The sequence below is a fragment of the Frateuria sp. genome (assembly GCF_013362045.1).
Classification (GTDB): Bacteria; Pseudomonadota; Gammaproteobacteria; order Xanthomonadales; family Rhodanobacteraceae; genus Frateuria_A.
Genome location: NZ_JABFWW010000084.1, coordinates 1 through 14,478, shown reverse-complemented (window position 1 = coordinate 14,478; position 14,478 = coordinate 1). Strand labels below are relative to the sequence as shown.

At 70.1% G+C, this 14,478-nt stretch carries 15 protein-coding genes and 1 pseudogene; 1 reads left to right on the top strand and 15 read right to left on the bottom strand.

Annotated features, from left to right (window positions below; translation table 11 throughout):
* Nucleotide 1: 1 nt before the first annotated feature.
* The 8 genes from fabG to HOQ08_RS04005 form a co-directional block, all read right to left on the bottom strand.
* The gene (fabG, locus tag HOQ08_RS04040; RefSeq protein WP_291191914.1) at nucleotides 2-739 is read right to left on the bottom strand and encodes a 3-oxoacyl-ACP reductase FabG; all 738 of its coding nucleotides are present in this window, start codon (nucleotides 737-739) and stop codon (nucleotides 2-4) included.
* Entirely contained in the window at nucleotides 736-1,176 is a 441-nt protein-coding gene (locus HOQ08_RS04035; protein WP_291191912.1) for a phosphotransferase, read from the bottom strand. The genes fabG and HOQ08_RS04035 overlap by 4 nt, the downstream gene beginning before the upstream one ends.
* Nucleotides 1,160-3,514, bottom strand: a complete 2,355-nt coding sequence (locus HOQ08_RS04030) for an MMPL family transporter (protein WP_291191910.1) — start codon at nucleotides 3,512-3,514, stop codon at nucleotides 1,160-1,162. Before HOQ08_RS04030 ends, HOQ08_RS04035 begins: the two co-directional genes overlap by 17 nt.
* A 1-nt stretch (nucleotide 3,515) precedes the next feature.
* Nucleotides 3,516-4,154, bottom strand: coding sequence for a LolA-related protein (locus tag HOQ08_RS04025; protein ID WP_291191908.1), 639 nt, complete (start codon nucleotides 4,152-4,154; stop codon nucleotides 3,516-3,518).
* Complete coding sequence (locus HOQ08_RS04020; RefSeq protein ID WP_291191906.1) at nucleotides 4,078-5,031, bottom strand: acyltransferase; 954 nt, start codon at nucleotides 5,029-5,031, stop codon at nucleotides 4,078-4,080. The genes HOQ08_RS04025 and HOQ08_RS04020 overlap by 77 nt, the downstream gene beginning before the upstream one ends.
* Entirely contained in the window at nucleotides 5,028-5,333 is a 306-nt protein-coding gene (locus tag HOQ08_RS04015) for a hydroxymyristoyl-ACP dehydratase (RefSeq protein WP_291191904.1), read from the bottom strand. Before HOQ08_RS04015 ends, HOQ08_RS04020 begins: the two co-directional genes overlap by 4 nt.
* Nucleotides 5,330-6,034 carry a xanthomonadin biosynthesis protein gene (locus tag HOQ08_RS04010; protein ID WP_291191902.1) on the bottom strand — a complete coding sequence of 235 codons (705 nt, stop codon included), beginning with the start codon at nucleotides 6,032-6,034 and terminating at the stop codon, nucleotides 5,330-5,332. The genes HOQ08_RS04015 and HOQ08_RS04010 overlap by 4 nt, the downstream gene beginning before the upstream one ends.
* 85 nt (nucleotides 6,035-6,119) lie before the next feature.
* Nucleotides 6,120-6,389, bottom strand: coding sequence for a phosphopantetheine-binding protein (locus tag HOQ08_RS04005; RefSeq protein WP_291191900.1), 270 nt, complete (start codon nucleotides 6,387-6,389; stop codon nucleotides 6,120-6,122).
* A 124-nt stretch (nucleotides 6,390-6,513) separates the two neighbouring features.
* Here HOQ08_RS04005 and HOQ08_RS04000 point away from each other — a divergent pair, with 124 nt between their 5' ends.
* Nucleotides 6,514-7,476 carry a pteridine-dependent deoxygenase gene (locus tag HOQ08_RS04000; protein ID WP_291191898.1) on the top strand — a complete coding sequence of 321 codons (963 nt, stop codon included), beginning with the start codon at nucleotides 6,514-6,516 and terminating at the stop codon, nucleotides 7,474-7,476.
* A gap of 189 nt (nucleotides 7,477-7,665) precedes the next feature.
* Here HOQ08_RS04000 and glmU read toward each other — a convergent pair whose 3' ends face one another.
* From glmU to HOQ08_RS03965, 7 genes and pseudogenes are all read right to left on the bottom strand, one after another.
* Nucleotides 7,666-9,036 carry a bifunctional UDP-N-acetylglucosamine diphosphorylase/glucosamine-1-phosphate N-acetyltransferase GlmU gene (gene glmU / locus HOQ08_RS03995; protein WP_291191896.1) on the bottom strand — a complete coding sequence of 457 codons (1,371 nt, stop codon included), beginning with the start codon at nucleotides 9,034-9,036 and terminating at the stop codon, nucleotides 7,666-7,668.
* Nucleotides 9,037-9,096: 60 nt separating this feature from the next.
* Nucleotides 9,097-10,179 (bottom strand): DUF748 domain-containing protein, encoded by a 1,083-nt coding sequence (locus HOQ08_RS03990; protein ID WP_291191894.1) that lies wholly within the window; start codon nucleotides 10,177-10,179, stop codon nucleotides 9,097-9,099.
* A gap of 73 nt (nucleotides 10,180-10,252) precedes the next feature.
* On the bottom strand, nucleotides 10,253-10,771 hold the full coding sequence (locus tag HOQ08_RS03985) for an energy transducer TonB (RefSeq protein WP_291191892.1): 519 nt from the start codon (nucleotides 10,769-10,771) through the stop codon (nucleotides 10,253-10,255).
* A gap of 282 nt (nucleotides 10,772-11,053) precedes the next feature.
* Nucleotides 11,054-11,482: a F0F1 ATP synthase subunit epsilon gene (locus HOQ08_RS03980; protein ID WP_291191890.1), complete on the bottom strand. Its 429-nt coding sequence runs from the start codon at nucleotides 11,480-11,482 to the stop codon at nucleotides 11,054-11,056.
* Nucleotides 11,483-11,589: 107 nt separating this feature from the next.
* On the bottom strand, nucleotides 11,590-13,023 hold the full coding sequence (gene atpD / locus HOQ08_RS03975) for a F0F1 ATP synthase subunit beta (RefSeq protein ID WP_291191888.1): 1,434 nt from the start codon (nucleotides 13,021-13,023) through the stop codon (nucleotides 11,590-11,592).
* Nucleotides 13,024-13,148: 125 nt separating this feature from the next.
* Nucleotides 13,149-14,066 (bottom strand): F0F1 ATP synthase subunit gamma, encoded by a 918-nt coding sequence (gene atpG, locus HOQ08_RS03970; protein ID WP_291191886.1) that lies wholly within the window; start codon nucleotides 14,064-14,066, stop codon nucleotides 13,149-13,151.
* A gap of 115 nt (nucleotides 14,067-14,181) precedes the next feature.
* Nucleotides 14,182-14,478: pseudogene (locus tag HOQ08_RS03965) on the bottom strand (F0F1 ATP synthase subunit alpha); the annotation flags it as partial.

Below are 14,478 nucleotides of genomic sequence, written 5' to 3'. Positions count from 1 at the left end.
CTCATGCCATGCCGCCGTTGACGCCGATGACTTGGCCATTGATGTAGCCGGCCGCCTCCGAGCAGAGGAAGGCAACCAGCGCGGCCACCTCTTCGGGCCGGCCGGCACGCTGCGCCGGCACCATCTCGCGGATGCGCTCGGGCGGAAAGTTCTCGCCGATCATGCGTCCCTCGATCACACCCGGTGCCACCACGTTCGCGGTGATGCCGCGCGAGGCCATCTCGCGCGCCAGCGATTTCACCGCGCCATGCAGGCCGGCCTTGGCCGCCGCGTAATTGGCCTGGCCGCGGTTGCCGAGCTGGCCGGCGACCGAGCCCACCGCCACCACGCGACCGAAGCGTGCGCGCGCCATCGGCAGCAGCAACGGCTGCACCACGTGGAAGAAGCCATTGAGCGACACATCGATCACCCGCTGCCATTGCGCCGCGGCCATGCCAGCCATCGGCGCGTCGTCGTGCACGCCGGCGTTGCTGACCACGGCGTGGATCGGACCATCGGCAAGCAACGCCTCCAGCGCCGCCTGCGTGGCGGCTGCATCGGTGAGGTCGAACGCGACCGCCTCCGCATGCCCGCCGCTGTCGCGGATCGCCGCCGCCACTCTTCTGGCGCGCTCGGGCGCAGCGTTGGCATGCACGACCACCCGGTAGCCGTCCGCTGCCAGCGCATGGCAGATCGCGCCGCCCAGATCGCCGCTGCCGCCGGTGACGAGGGCACGGCGTGAAGGAGAGTTCGTGGTCATGGCAACGGTCCTTGCGGATGGATCACCGCGGCGCGGCCGCTGGCAAGCAGCCGGCCGGCGAGCTCGGCGCGGAAAGCGTACTGGGCGCCGGCACCGTCGGCATACAGGCACTGGGCGTGGACGTCCAGGCGCCCATTGGCAGGCAGGTATTCGACCGCCAGCACCACCTCGCGCAGGCTGACCAGCATGCCGGGCCGGGCGGTCTCGGCGCCGCGCGCGCGCGCCAGCAGCGCGCCGTGCACGGCCATCGCCTGCGCGCCGTATTCGGCCAGGTGCACCGCGTGCAGGCCGTGCGGACCGCGCAGCGGATGGTCGGCGCGGGCGTGACCTTCGCTGCAGGCGTGGATCGCCTGCTCGTCCCAGGCGAGCACCGCATCGAGCAGGCACATGCCGCCGGCATGCGGGATCAGGTGGGACCAGTCACTCTTCGGCAGCATGGTCGGCGGGCGCGTGCGGCGCCATCAGGATGGAAAGGCAGAAGTGGAAGGCCACGCCCAGGCTCACGGTGAGGCCGATGGCCCGCAGTACCGGAATGGTGGCCCAGGCCAGCATGCCGAACACCAGCAGCGCCGACAGCACGCAGATCAACGTGGCGTGCAGCGTGCGTCGCTGCTCGGCCGCATCGCCGGTGTCGCGCTCGAAGAACAGCGCGTAGTGCAGGCCCAGCCCGCCGGCGAGGATCAGCGCGACCAGGTGGAACAGCGAGACTTCCACGTCGGCCACTCGTTCGACCGCCAGCACCAGGAACGTCGCCAGCGTCATCGGCGCCAGCACGTGCCAGGCGCGACGCAGGCTGCGCAGGGCCAGGCCGATGGTCAGCACCAGCAGCACCGCGGCGGCCAGCAGCGCCTGCAGGATGCGCGTGCGGTAGGCGACCACCAGCGACTCGGCCGCCGCCTTCAGGTCGAGCACGCGTACCGCGTTGCCGTCGTCCTGTGCCAGTGCCGCGAGTGCTGCCGGGTCGTGCACGCCGCTGACCGTGCCCAGGCCCAGCCAGCGCCCGTCGCGCTCGACCAGCATGGCGGCCAGCCGCTGGCCGAGCGGGTTGGCGGCGAAGGCCTGGGGCGTGAGCGGGGGCAGCGTGCGCGCGGTCTCCACGTCGGCCACGAAGGGCGCGAACAGGCCGCTGCGGAAGGGCAACCCTTCGGTGGCTTGCGCGAGCGCGCGTTCCAGCGCCGCGCGGTCGGGCAACTTCTGCTGGCGCGCGCGCTGGGTCGCGGCGCTGGGCAGGTAGCGCGAGGGCAGTTCGATCGCATCGACCGCGTGCCGCGCGAGCAAGGCATCGACCTTAGGCTGCATGCGCTCGGACAGGGCCAGCACCGCCTCGGGCGTGGCCGCCTCCAGGATCACCAGATAGCGCACGTCCGGCGCGCCCAGGGCCTCGCGCAGGCGGGCATCGCGTTGCAGCAGGTCGGTGGGCAGCGGGGTCAGCGCGGCCAGGTCGTTCTGCCAGAATGGCCCGCGCGCCAGCGCCAGCATGCCGATGATCAGCACGGCCACCAGCCAGGGAATCCAGCGCGGCCGCGGCAGCGCATCCACTGCTTCGCGCAGCCGCTTGAGCCACGGCAGCGCGGCGACGTCGCGCACCCGCGCCGGCAGCAGCGGCGGCAGCAGGTAGCGCGTGCTGAAGCCGGCGGCGAGCAGGCCGACGATGGTGAACACCGCCAGTTGCTTGAGTCCGTTCACCCCCGAGGCATAGAAGGCGAGGTAGGCGATGCATGCCGAGGCGATCGCGGTGAGCAGCAGCGGCCACAGGTCGCGCACGCTCGCCAGCGCATCCTCGCCGGCGCGGCGGTGGCTCAGCACGCGGATCGGGTATTCCTGCGCCACGCCGAGCAGGGTGAAGCCGAACGCCAGCGTGATGCCATGCACCTGCGGATAGGCCAGCGTCAGCGCGGCGATGCCGGCCAGCGCGCCGCTGGCCACCGGCAGCGCGGCCAGCAGCAGCGAGGCCACGCTGCGGTAGGCCAGCAGCAGCAGCGCGATGAAGCCGACGGTGGACACGCGCCCGATCCAGTCGGCCTGGTGGCGTGTCTGCGCGCTGGCGACCACGCTGAAGTAGCCGGGACCCGACACGGTCAGCCGCGCCCCGTGGCCGCCGGGGAGCGCACGCAACGCGGCTTCGATGCCGCCGATCGCCGCCTGCTGAGCGTCCGGATCGAAACCGGGTGCCGCGGTCTGCACCAGCAGCAGCGCCTCGCCCTGCGGCGAGAACCACACGCCTTCGCGCACTTCGGGCGAGCGCGCCGGCGCCCAGCGCTGCGCGAGCTTGAGTACCTCCAGCGTGGGATCGCGCGGCAGCAGATCCTTGAGCAGGCCCGCCGCGGGCGAGGACAGGTCGTCCAGCCGCTGCTCCAGTTCGTCGTGCAGGAACCGCGCGTCCAGCGGCTGCGTATCGAGCGTGGGCGAGAGCAGGTAGCGGTAGGGCAGCAGCCTGGCATCGAGCGCGGCGAGGTCGAAGCTGCCGTTGAGCACCTGCGTGTAGCGCGGGTCGGACTTGAGCTTCGCGGCCAGGCCCCGGCTCAGCCCGGCGAGGGTGGCCTCGTCCTTGCCGCTGATGGCCAGCAGCAGCAGGCGCGAGCCCGGGCCCTCGCCCACCTGCTCCATCAGCAGGCGCTGATCGGGCGTGGTCGGCGCGGGCATGAAGCTGCGCAGGTCGGTACCCACGTGCAGCCGCTGCGCCACCCACAGGCCCAGCAGGGCCAGCGCGAGCAGCCAACCGGCGGCCAGCAGCGCGACGCGCGCGCGCTGCGGCATGCGCGGGCGGTCCGGCATCTCAGCCGCCCTTGCAGAGCGTGGCCAGCGCCTCGCGGGTGGGCGCGGCCGGCATCTTCGCGGCCAGGTCGCCGAGCAGGTCGACCGCCACGTCGCCGTCGGCCTCCTGCATCCACATGCAGCGCGCCTCGCGGCCTTCGCCGTCGATGCGGATGCTGGCGACCGTGCGCGCCACCGCGAGGTCGCGCGGGGTCAGCGTCAGCGACCAGGCGCCGTGCACATCGCCACGGCGGGCGATGGCGAACGCCTTGCGCAGACGGCTGGCGTCGCCGCCCAGCAGCGCGACGAAGCTGTCGACCAGCACCTTCAGCTGCGGCGCGCGCTCCAGCGAGAAGCTGCGTTCGCCCTTGCCCTCGCGCTGCTGGCTGACCTTGCCCTGGGCGATGCGCGCGGTTTCCTCGTGCGGCTTCTGCACGTGGCGTTCGAGCGTATCGCCGCCCAGCCAGGCCAGCTCGCCGGAGACCACCAGCGGGCGGTCGAGCACCTGCATGAAGCGCGCCTCGGCGAACGCGGTGCGCGCCGGCGCAGGGCGCCCGAGCTGGCCGATCAACGCATCGGTGGCGTCAGGCGCCGAGGCGTTCGCCGAGCAGGCCAGGGCCAGGATGCACAGCGCCGCGCCGATCTTGCTGCCAGAAGTCATAGAAGTTGAACCAGTTGTAGGGCGCCACGTGGACGTAATGCTCCAGCCGCTGCGCGTAACGGGCGATGAGCGCGTCCAGCGCCGGGCCGCGGTGGTGGCGCGGGATGTCGACCTGGTCGGCCAGCGGCTCGAACACCAGCCGGTAGCGCCGGCCGCCCAGGTACAGGCCGAAGCACAACACCACCGGGACCTTCAGCGAATGCGCCAGCAGCCAGGGCCCCACCGGGAACGGTGCCGGCTGGCCCAGGAAGGGCACATGCCGCAAGGCTTCGTGGCTGCGCCCGCGATCGGCCAGCAGCGCCACCAGCGCGCCGTGCTGGCATGCTTCGTTGATCGCCAGGGTGATCGAGGTGCCGTCCTGCGAGGCGTCGATCACGCAGGCGCCCACTTCCGGCGCGAGCGCCTCGAGCAGCTCGGTCATCGCCGGCGTCTTCTGCTTGTCCAGCAGTACGCGCAGCGGCATGTCCGGCCGGCGCGCGCCGAGCGCGCGCAGCGCCTCGAAGCTGCCCTGGTGCGAGCCGAACAGCAGCACGCCGCGGCCCTGCGCCAGGCGCTCGTCGAGCATCTCCAGGCCGACCGTCTCGATCTCGAAGTTCTTCTCGCCGTGGGCGAGCAGGAAGATGCGGTCCATGATCGTGGCGGCGAAGCAGTGGATGTGCCGCATCACCTGCCAGGACGAGGCGCGGTGGCCGAACACGCGGCTGAGGTAGGCGCGCGACGCCGCGCGCTCGGGTCCGCGCCTCAGGAAGAAGTACAGCGTGATCGGGTAGAGGAACAGGCGCCCGAACCGCCGCCCGCCGTGCAGCGCGATGCTGCGGATCAGCCACAGTGCGAAACGCCCGCCGCCCTCGGGCCGGCTTTGCCAATGGTGGGTCATGTATCCGTCGCTCCCTCGACCAGGCCGCGCGCAAGCAATTTTCCGTCGCGGCGTATTTCAAAGCGTACCTGCGCGCCAGCGGGCGTCAAGCTGAGTTCGGCGGCTTCTCCTGGCTCGAGCGGAGCGACGAACTTCGCTTCGCGCACGCAGGCCAGGCGCTCGCCACGCCAGGCGCGCAGCGCCTCGGCCACGCGTTCGAGCAGCAGCACGCCGGCGACGAGCGGACGCCCCGGGAAATGCCCGGGCAGGCTGGGATGATCCGGCGCGAAACAAAGCGTCGTCTGGTAGCCGGCTAGGGTCATGGCGTGCGGTTCCTGCCGCGGATCAGTTGCGGCCAGCGTAGCGCCAGCCGGTGCAACAAGGCATGCAGGCCCAGGTGCGGAAGGTGGCGCAGGTGCCAGCGGCGGAACAGGTACTCCAGCACGAACACCGCGCCCAGCAGCAGGTAGGCGCCGGCATGCACATAAGCCTGGACCCACGCCAGCGGCACCGGCAACGGCGAGTCCAGGCCCAGCCGCACCAGGAGTCCGCCGGGCACCTGGCACAACAGCAGCGCGCCCAGCAACAGCGCCTGCGCACCCAGCAGCACGGTCCAGAAGGCAGTGAGCTGGCGCGCATAGCGCGCGATGCCCGGCATCGCGAGCCGCGGCGCGCCCTCGATGGCCTCGATGAACTGCGCGATGAGCGGCTGGCACCCGGCCCGCAAGGTGCGGCCGAACAGCCAGGCGAGCAGCAGGTTCAGCAGCAGCGGCACCGCATCGAGCGCGAGCGCGATCAGGCCGTGCGCGGCGAGCCAGCCCAGGCCGCCGAGCAGCCCCAGCCACGACAGCCACGCGCCCGGCCTGCGCGCACGCAGGGCCGGCCACAGCAGCAGGCTCGCCAGCAAGGCCGACGCGACCAGCGTGAGCTCTTGCCGGTGGGTCAGCGCGCCGGCTATGGCCAGCAGCGGGTAGGCGAGCAGCAGCGGCAGCGGACGCCCTCGCGGGTGCCGGGTTTCGGACATCACGTGCGTGTGCATCAGCAGAGGTGGACGCGATGATCCGCGCGAGGACCTGTCGAACGCGTCATGGCCGCGCGTTCGCGCCGGTTCAGGCGGCGCGGCGCTGCTCGATGTGCGCCGCGAGCGAGGCCAGGCTGGTGAAGATGCGCTGGTTGTCCGGGTTGTCCGAGCGCAGCTGGAAACCGTAGCGCTTGGATACGGCCAGTGCGATCTCCAGCGCGTCGATCGAATCCAGTCCGAGCTCGCCGCCGAACAGCGGCGCATCCGGATCGATCTGCTCGGGCGTCACCGAATCGAGGTTCAGGCTCTGGACGATCAAGGTGGCCAGCTCGTGCTGCGCCGCGGTCTGTTCTGCCATGCGAAGTTCCGTACCCCATGTGTGCCTCCCCCCGGCGGCAGCGGGCGCGGAGTGTAACATAGCGGCCTTGTCTCCCCGGTTCCCGCGCATGGCTGAAGCTTGCGAAAACACCCTGGCCAGATCCATGCCACAGCGCCGTGCGCCGCGGGTCAGCTACCGCAATGGCGAGGTGTCCCTGGCGCTGGCCCAGAGCGGCACGCTGGCGGTATTCGGATTCGGCGCCGGTGCGCAGGCGATGGAGGATCCGCGCTGCCTGCAGGTCGGGCTGGAGTGCTTCGATGAGACGCCACCCCTGGAACTGTGGCAGGTCGACGCGCCGGTCAGCCACGGTCGCGACGTGGGTGTGCGCTGGGCGCGCGGCGGCGGCTGGCTGTTCGCCGCGATCGAGCTGGACGAGCGCGACCATGGCGGCCCGCGCGACACCGCCAGGCAGGCCTATGAGCAGCTGCGCCGCGTCGTAGGGGAGCAGGCCGAGCGCCACGTGCTGCGCATCTGGAACTATCTGGGCGCGATCAACCAGGGCGAGGGCGACGCCGAGCGCTACAAGCTGTTCTGCGACGGCCGCGCCGCCGGCATGGGCGACTTCTTCGCCGCCGACGGCTTCCCGGCCGCCACCGCGATCGGCCACCACGGCGCGCGGCCCACGCTGCAGGTCTACCTGCTCGCCTGCGACCAGCCCGGCGCGCGGGTGGAGAATCCGCGCCAAGTCAGTGCCTCGCGCTACCCGCGGCAGTACGGCCGCACTCCGCCCAGCTTCGCCCGCGCGATGACCCTGCCGGCGGGCGACGTGCTGGCGATTTCCGGCACCGCGGCGGTCGTCGGCCATGCTTCCGCGCACGCCGACGACCTGCATGCGCAGCTGGTGGAAACCTTCAGCAATCTCGATGCGCTGCTGGCCACCGCTGGCATGGCCGAGGGTTTCGACACGCATTCCCCGCTGAAGGCCTACGTGCGCCACCCGGCCGACGCCGCGCAGGTGCGCGAATTCATCGCCCGCCGCCTGCCCGGCGTGCCGGTACTGCTGCTGCATGGCGATATCTGCCGCCGCGAGCTGCTGGTGGAGATCGACGGCTGGCGCTACGCCTGATCGCGCGTGGGCGTTGCCAGCGGCCGCCGCGCTGCTGCGCGCGTGCCGGTCACATCATGAGCGGCATCGACGGAGCGGCGGCGGCGCGGCACACGGCCTGCCCTAGTCGGCACCGTCCGCTGCCAGCGATCGTGCTGGCGCGCGCATGCCGCGGTGAAACGCGGCGGCATGCGATCGGAAGACAGTGGTTCACTTCGGCGTTTTCCGCGGCAGTTGCCAGCCTTCCAGCGTGACCTGGCGGCCGCGCGCGACGGTCAACGCGTCGGCCGGTGCGTTGTGGGTGATCACCGAGCCGGCGCCGATGGTGGCCCGGGCGCCGATCGTCACTGGCGCGACCAACGCGCTGTTGGAGCCGATGAACGCGCCGTCGCCGATCTGCGTCAAGTGCTTGTTGGCGCCGTCGTAGTTGCAGGTGATGGTGCCTGCGCCTACGTTGACGCCCGCGCCGACATGCGCGTCGCCCAGGTAGCTGAGGTGGTTGGCCTTGCTGCCTTCGCCCAGGCGCGCCTGCTTGGTCTCGACGAAGTTGCCGATGTGCACGCCGGCGGCCAGCTCGGTGCCGGGACGCAGGCGCGCGAAGGGGCCGATGGTACAGGGGCCACGGGTGACGACGCCCTCCAGGTCGCAATGCGCCAGTACCACGGTGCCGGCGGCCAGCTCGACGTCCTTCAGCCGCACGAACGGGCCGACGCGCACGTCGTCACCCAGCGCGACGCGGCCCTCGAGGACCACGTCGATGTCCAGTTCCACGTCCATGCCGGCGTCGACCGGGCCGCGCACCTCCAGGCGGCGCGGATCGGCCATGCGCACGCCCGCCAGCATCAGTTCGTGCGTGGCGCGGCGCCGGTGGTGGTCCTCCAGCTCGGCCAGCTGCAACGGGTTGTTGGCGCCGGCCGCCTCGACCGGGTCGGCGCATTCCACGCAGGCGGCGGGCTTGCCTTCGGCGGCGGCCATCGCGAACACGTCGGTGAGGTAGTACTCGCCCTGGGCGTTGTTGCGGTCCAGCCGCGCGATCCATTGGCCCAGCTGCGCGGCATCGCCGGCCAGGATGCCGGTGTTGACCAGCCGGATCGCGCGCTGGGCGGCGTCGGCGTCCTTCTCCTCGATCACGCCGGCGACGCGCCCGTCTGCGTCGCGCCGCACGCGGCCATAGCCATGCGGGTCCGCCAATGAAGTGGCGAGCAGGGCCAGGCCATCGGCCTGCACAAGCGGCGCGAGCGTGGCGGCGCGCAGCAAGGGGACGTCGCCATAGAGCACCAGCACGCGCGCCTCGCCCGGGATGCCGGCCAATGCCTGCGCGAGCGCGTGCCCGGTACCCAGCCGCTCGGCCTGTTCGACCCAGCGCAGGCCCGCCTCGCCAGCGAAGGCCGCACGCAGCTGCTCGCCGGCGTGCCCATAGACCACGTGGATCGCGGCGGGCGCAAGGGCGCGCGCCGTCTCCAGCACGTGCGCCAGCAGCGGTCGGCCAGCCAGCGGCATCAGTACCTTGGGCTTGCGCGACTTCATCCGCTTGCCCTCGCCGGCGGCGAGGATGACGACGTGCAGGGGCATGGCTGGCATCTTCGATCCATGGGAGGCGGCAGGCCGGTGAGGATAGCAGCGCCTCCGCCAAGCGGCGGGTCAGTCCTTCCTGGCGGGCGCGGGCTCGAGGTGCTCCAGTTGCGGCGAGTAGGCCTTGACGAAGGCGTTGTGCAGCACGCCGACGATCGCCGCCCAAGCACTGACGTCCTTGTCGTCGATGCGCCCGCTGATCGGCACGCGGGTGGCGAGCTGGTCCTCCGCGTGGTTCTTGAACAGCGAGGCGATGCCCTGCGCGATGGCCTCCCAGGCGACGCGCAGCGGATTCTTGTGCTCCTTCTCGACGTCCTGCTTCCAGCTGAAGATCTGCACGCCGTGCAGCAGCGGCTTGGCGTAGCCCTCGAGCTGGCCGTCGCGCGCTTCCAGCTGCATTACGAAGGTGCCGTGGCCACCGGCGAAGTCGAGCCTGGCGTAGGCGCGAGCCAGGTCGTTGAGGCGCGTGAGCGCGATGTCGCTGACGCGCAGGGCGAAGGTGAAATCGAGCAGGCGCGGCGCCAGCGGATCGAAAGCCGCCTTGGCCATCAGCGGCGCGTCGCCCAGCACCCGGGCGGTGGCGTCCAGGCTGGCCACGCGCCGGCCCTGGCTGCGGTCGGCGTTGGTCAGGTTGGCCACGGTGGCCTCGACGGCGGTCATCCTCAGGTCCACCTTCGGCTGCGACACGAAGTTGCGGAAGGTAACCTGGCTGTCGTGCACAGTGACTTCGTCCAGCTGGATCGGCAGCAGCATCTCAAGCTTCCGGCGCCAGTCCACGCCTTTGCCGGATTGGCCGGCGACCTTGCCCTCGCCGTCGACGAAGTTGAGGCTGGCGCGGTCGAACGCCACACGGCCGCGGATGGTGCGGTGGGTAAGCGCACGCCAGCTCAGCGCGATGTCGGTGGTCGTTGCGGAAAAGAAGGGCACCGGCACCTTGCCGTCGATCTTGTCGATGCGCAGCCCGTCGATGCTGTAGGCACCGCGCCAGAGGTGGATGTCGATGTCCGCGATGTGACCGTGGTAGTCACTCATCCGGTCCATCTTGCGGTTGAGGTAGTCCTTGACCACGTAGGGCAGGGCCAGCCGTGCGGCCACCAGCAGCACGACGAGCACCGGCACGGCGAGCAGCATGCGGCGGAAGGCGGTTTTCATGCGCGCTCCAGGCAGACCAGCTCGCTCGAGCTTAGGGACGCGCGCGTGGGCGGGACGTCCAGGCTTGCTGGGCTCAGCGGCTCGCCGGCCCGGGCCCGGATGAGACCGAGGCGCGGCCGTGCTCGCAACGGAAGGTGAATACGTAGTCGAGGCTGAAGGGTTTGGCCTCGCTGTCCACCGGATGGCTGTCGCCTTGCGCATCGGCGGCCCAGCGGGTGATGGTGAGCGGCGCGTAGCGCCAGCCTTGCACGGCCAGGCGTACGGCGTCGGCGAAGGGTCGCTGAGCGGGCGATGGATCCATGCGCACATCGCCGACCCGGCCCTGCGCATCCACGATCACCCGTGCCGGCAGTTCGACCTGTGGCGGGCAGGAAGCGAGCATCGACGGCGGATAGGCCGGCGCCTCGTGCGCCTGCAACGTCGCGCCCATCGCGGTCTGGCCCAGCGCGAGCTGGTAATGGGCCAGGCCGGTGCCCGTGGCGGTGCGGTAGCTGGCCGAGCCGACGCCGGTTCCGGCGGGCGGCTCCGGCGCGAGGTGGGCGCAGCCGGCCAGCAACGTGGCGGCTGCAAGCATGGCGATCGTACGAGTCATGGCTGGTCCTTCCTGGATGCCCCAGGACAGCCTAACCGGGACGGCCGTAAGCGCCAAAATTCGAAGGTGGGTGCGCTTTGCCTCCTCTCCTCTGGAGGAAGAGGGCTGAGGTGAGGGGCCGAGGCTCGCGAGGAAGTTTGGCGGGCGTACGTATTGGCATGGAGGCCCATAGCAAGAGCCCCCTCGTCCCGAGCCGCTCCCCGCAGGGGAAGAAGGGAGTCATGATTGGGCAAACGAAAACGCCGGCACGAGGCCGGCGTTTTCCACCAGGCGAGGGACCCGTCAGAGCTTGAGGTTGCGGCGCAGGCGCTCCAGGGCCTGCAGCTGGGTCAGCGCGGCGACCAGCTTTGCCTGCGCCTCGGCCAGGTCGATGGCGTCGGAACGGTTGGCCAGGGCTTCCTCGGCTTCCTTCTTGGCGGCCAGCGCGGCGGCTTCGTCGATGTCCTGCGAGCGCAGCGCGGTGTCGGCCAGCACGGTGACGGCGTGCGGCTGCACTTCCAGGATGCCGCCGCCGGTGATCGCGATGTCGACCTTCTCGCCGCCGGCCTCGGTCACGACGACCTTGCCGGGCTTCAGGCGGGTGATCAGCGGGGCGTGGCGGGGCGTGATGCCCAGTTCGCCCTGGTCGCCGGTGGCGACGACCATCGTGGCCTCGCCCGAGTAGATCGCGGCTTCGGCGCTGACGACTTCGACGCGGATGGTGGTTGCCATGGTTGGTCTCGCTTTGCTCGACGGGAACGGGGAACTAAGGAACAGGGAACAGGGGGCTCAAGGCTGGGCGAACTACACTTTCCCTGTTCCCTGTTCCCCGCTCTACATCATGCCGCCTTCTTGGCGGACATCTCCTCGCCCTTCTTGATCGCCTCGTCGATGCCGCCGACCATGTAGAACGCCTGCTCCGGCAGGTGGTCGACGTCGCCGTCCACGATCATCTTGAAGCCACGGATGGTCTCGGCCAGCGAGACGTACTTGCCCGGTGCGCCGGTGAACACTTCGGCCACGTGGAACGGCTGGCTGAAGAAGCGCTCGCACTTGCGCGCGCGCGACACCACCTGCTTGTCTTCCTCGGACAGCTCGTCCATCCCTAAGATCGCGATGATGTCCTTGAGCTCCTTGTAGCGCTGCAGCGTGCCCTGCACGCGGCGGGCGACGTCGTAGTGCTCGGCGCCGATCACGTTCGGATCGAGCTGGCGGCTGGTCGAGTCCAGCGGATCCACCGCCGGATAGATGCCCAGCGCGGCGATGTTACGCGACAGCACCACGGTCGCGTCCAAGTGCGCGAAGGTGGTCGCCGGCGACGGGTCGGTCAGGTCGTCCGCGGGCACGTACACGGCCTGGATCGAAGTGATCGAACCGGTCTTGGTGGAGGTGATGCGCTCCTGCAGCACGCCCATTTCCTCGGCCAGGGTCGGCTGGTAGCCCACCGCCGACGGCATACGGCCGAGCAGCGCGGACACCTCGGTACCGGCCAGGGTGTAGCGGTAGATGTTGTCGACGAACAGCAGCACGTCCTTGCCCTTGCCCGACGCGTCCTTCTGGTCGCGGAAGTACTCGGCCATGGTCAGGCCGGTCAGCGCCACGCGCAGGCGGTTGCCCGGCGGCTCGTTCATCTGGCCGTAGACCATCGCCACCTTCGACTCGGGCAGGTTGTCCAGCTTGACCACGCCCGCGTCCTGCATCTCGTGGTAGAAGTCGTTGCCCTCGCGGGTGCGCTCGCCCACGCCGGCGAACACCGACAGGCCCGCGTGCTGGGTCGCGATGTTGTTGATCAGCTCGAGCATGTTCACGGTCTTGCCCACGCCGGCGCCGCCGAACAGGCCGACCTTGCCGCCCTTGGCGAACGGGCAGACCAGGTCGATCACCTTGATGCCGGTTTCCAAGAGCTCGTTGGCCGCGGCCTGCTCGTCGTAGGTCGGCGCTTCGCGGTGGATGACCCAGTGGTCCTCGGCGTTGATCGGGCCGACCTCGTCGATCGGGTTGCCGAGCACGTCCATGATGCGGCCGAGCGTGGCGCTGCCGACCGGCACCTTGATGCCTTCGCCGGTGTTGTGTGCGACCAGGCCGCGACGCAGGCCTTCGGTGGAGCCCAGCGCGATGGTACGCACGACGCCGTCGCCCAGCACCTGCTGGACCTCCAGCGTGATGTCCATGCCGTCGATCTTCAGTGCGTCGTACACCTGCGGCACCTGATCGCGCGCGAACTCGACGTCGATGACCGCGCCGATGATCTGAACAACTTTGCCCTGGCTCATGGATGTGCTCCGGATGGATTCTTTCGAGTTTTCGTCACAGCGCCGCCGAAGCGTCGCTTTTATTTAAGAGTGCAACCACGGATGGCCGCCTTTTGATCTTGCTCTGCGGTCACGGATGACCGCACTTATACAGCCGCTGCGCCGCCAACAATCTCCGAGATTTCCTGCGTGATCGCGGCCTGACGCGCCTTGTTGTAGCTGAGCGTCAGTTCGGCGATGACCTTGTTGGCGTTGTCCGAGGCGCTCTTCATCGCGACCATGCGCGCGGCGTGCTCGCTGGCGAGATTCTCCAGCACGCCCTGGTACACCACCGACTCGATGTAGCGGCCGAGCACGTGCTCGAGCACCGCGGCGGCGTCGGGTTCGTAGATGTAGTCCCAGTCGTGGGTCTGCTCCAGCGTGATGCCCGCGTAGGCCGACTCGCCCGCCTGCTGATGCGCGGCCAGCTCGGCGGCGACCAGCGGAAGCGGCAGCAGCGCATCGACCATCGGCTTCTGCGTCATGGTGTTGACGAAGTCGTTGTAGGCCAGAAACACGCGGTCCAGGCCATTGGCCACATAGGCGTCCAGCACGACCTTGATCACGCCGACCAGCTGCTCGAGCTTCGGCCGCTCACCCAGGTGGCTGACGCTGCCGACCAGGTTGACGCCCTTGATGCGGCGGAAGAACTGGATCGCCTTCTGGCCGATCGCCACCACGTCGACCTGCACGTTCTGGTCCTGCCACTCGCGCACGGCCGGCAGCACCCGACGGAACAGGTTGGAGTTCAGGCCGCCGCACAGGCCGCGGTCGGTGGAGACCACGATGAAGGCCACGCGCGCCACGTTGTCGCGCTCGATCAGGAACGGATGCTTGAAGTCCGTGTTGGCCTGGGCCACGTGGGCGATCACCCGGCGCATCATCCGCGCGTACGGACGCGAGGCCTTCATCAGGTCCTGCGCCTTGCGGATCTTCGAGGCCGAGACCATCTCGAGCGCGCGCGTCACCTTGCGCATGTTCTGCGTGCTCTTGATCTTGGTTTTGATTTCGCGTCCGCTTGCCATGGGTCTCGCTCGCTATGCTTGCTCGGGGGAACGGGGACTGGGGAAGGGGAAACGTGGAGTCTGGGTCGGGCTTGCCGCTACCCGCATGTTCCCTGTTCCCCGTTCCCGGGCTGGTTCACCAGCTCCCGGTCTTCTTGTACTCGTCCAGGCCGCTCTTGAAGACGCCCTCGATCTCGCCGTTCCAGTCGCCGGTGGCGACGATCTTCTTCATCAGTTCCTCGTGGTTCTGGTGGAAGAACGCGTGCAGGCCACGCTCGAAGTCGAGCACCTTGGCTACGGCCAAGTCGTCCAGATAGCCCTTCTCGGCGGCATACACCGACAGCGCGAGCTCGGCGATCGACAGCGGCGCGTACTGCTTTTGCTTCATCAGCTCGGTCACGCGCTGGCCGCGGTCGAGCTGGGCGCGGGTGGC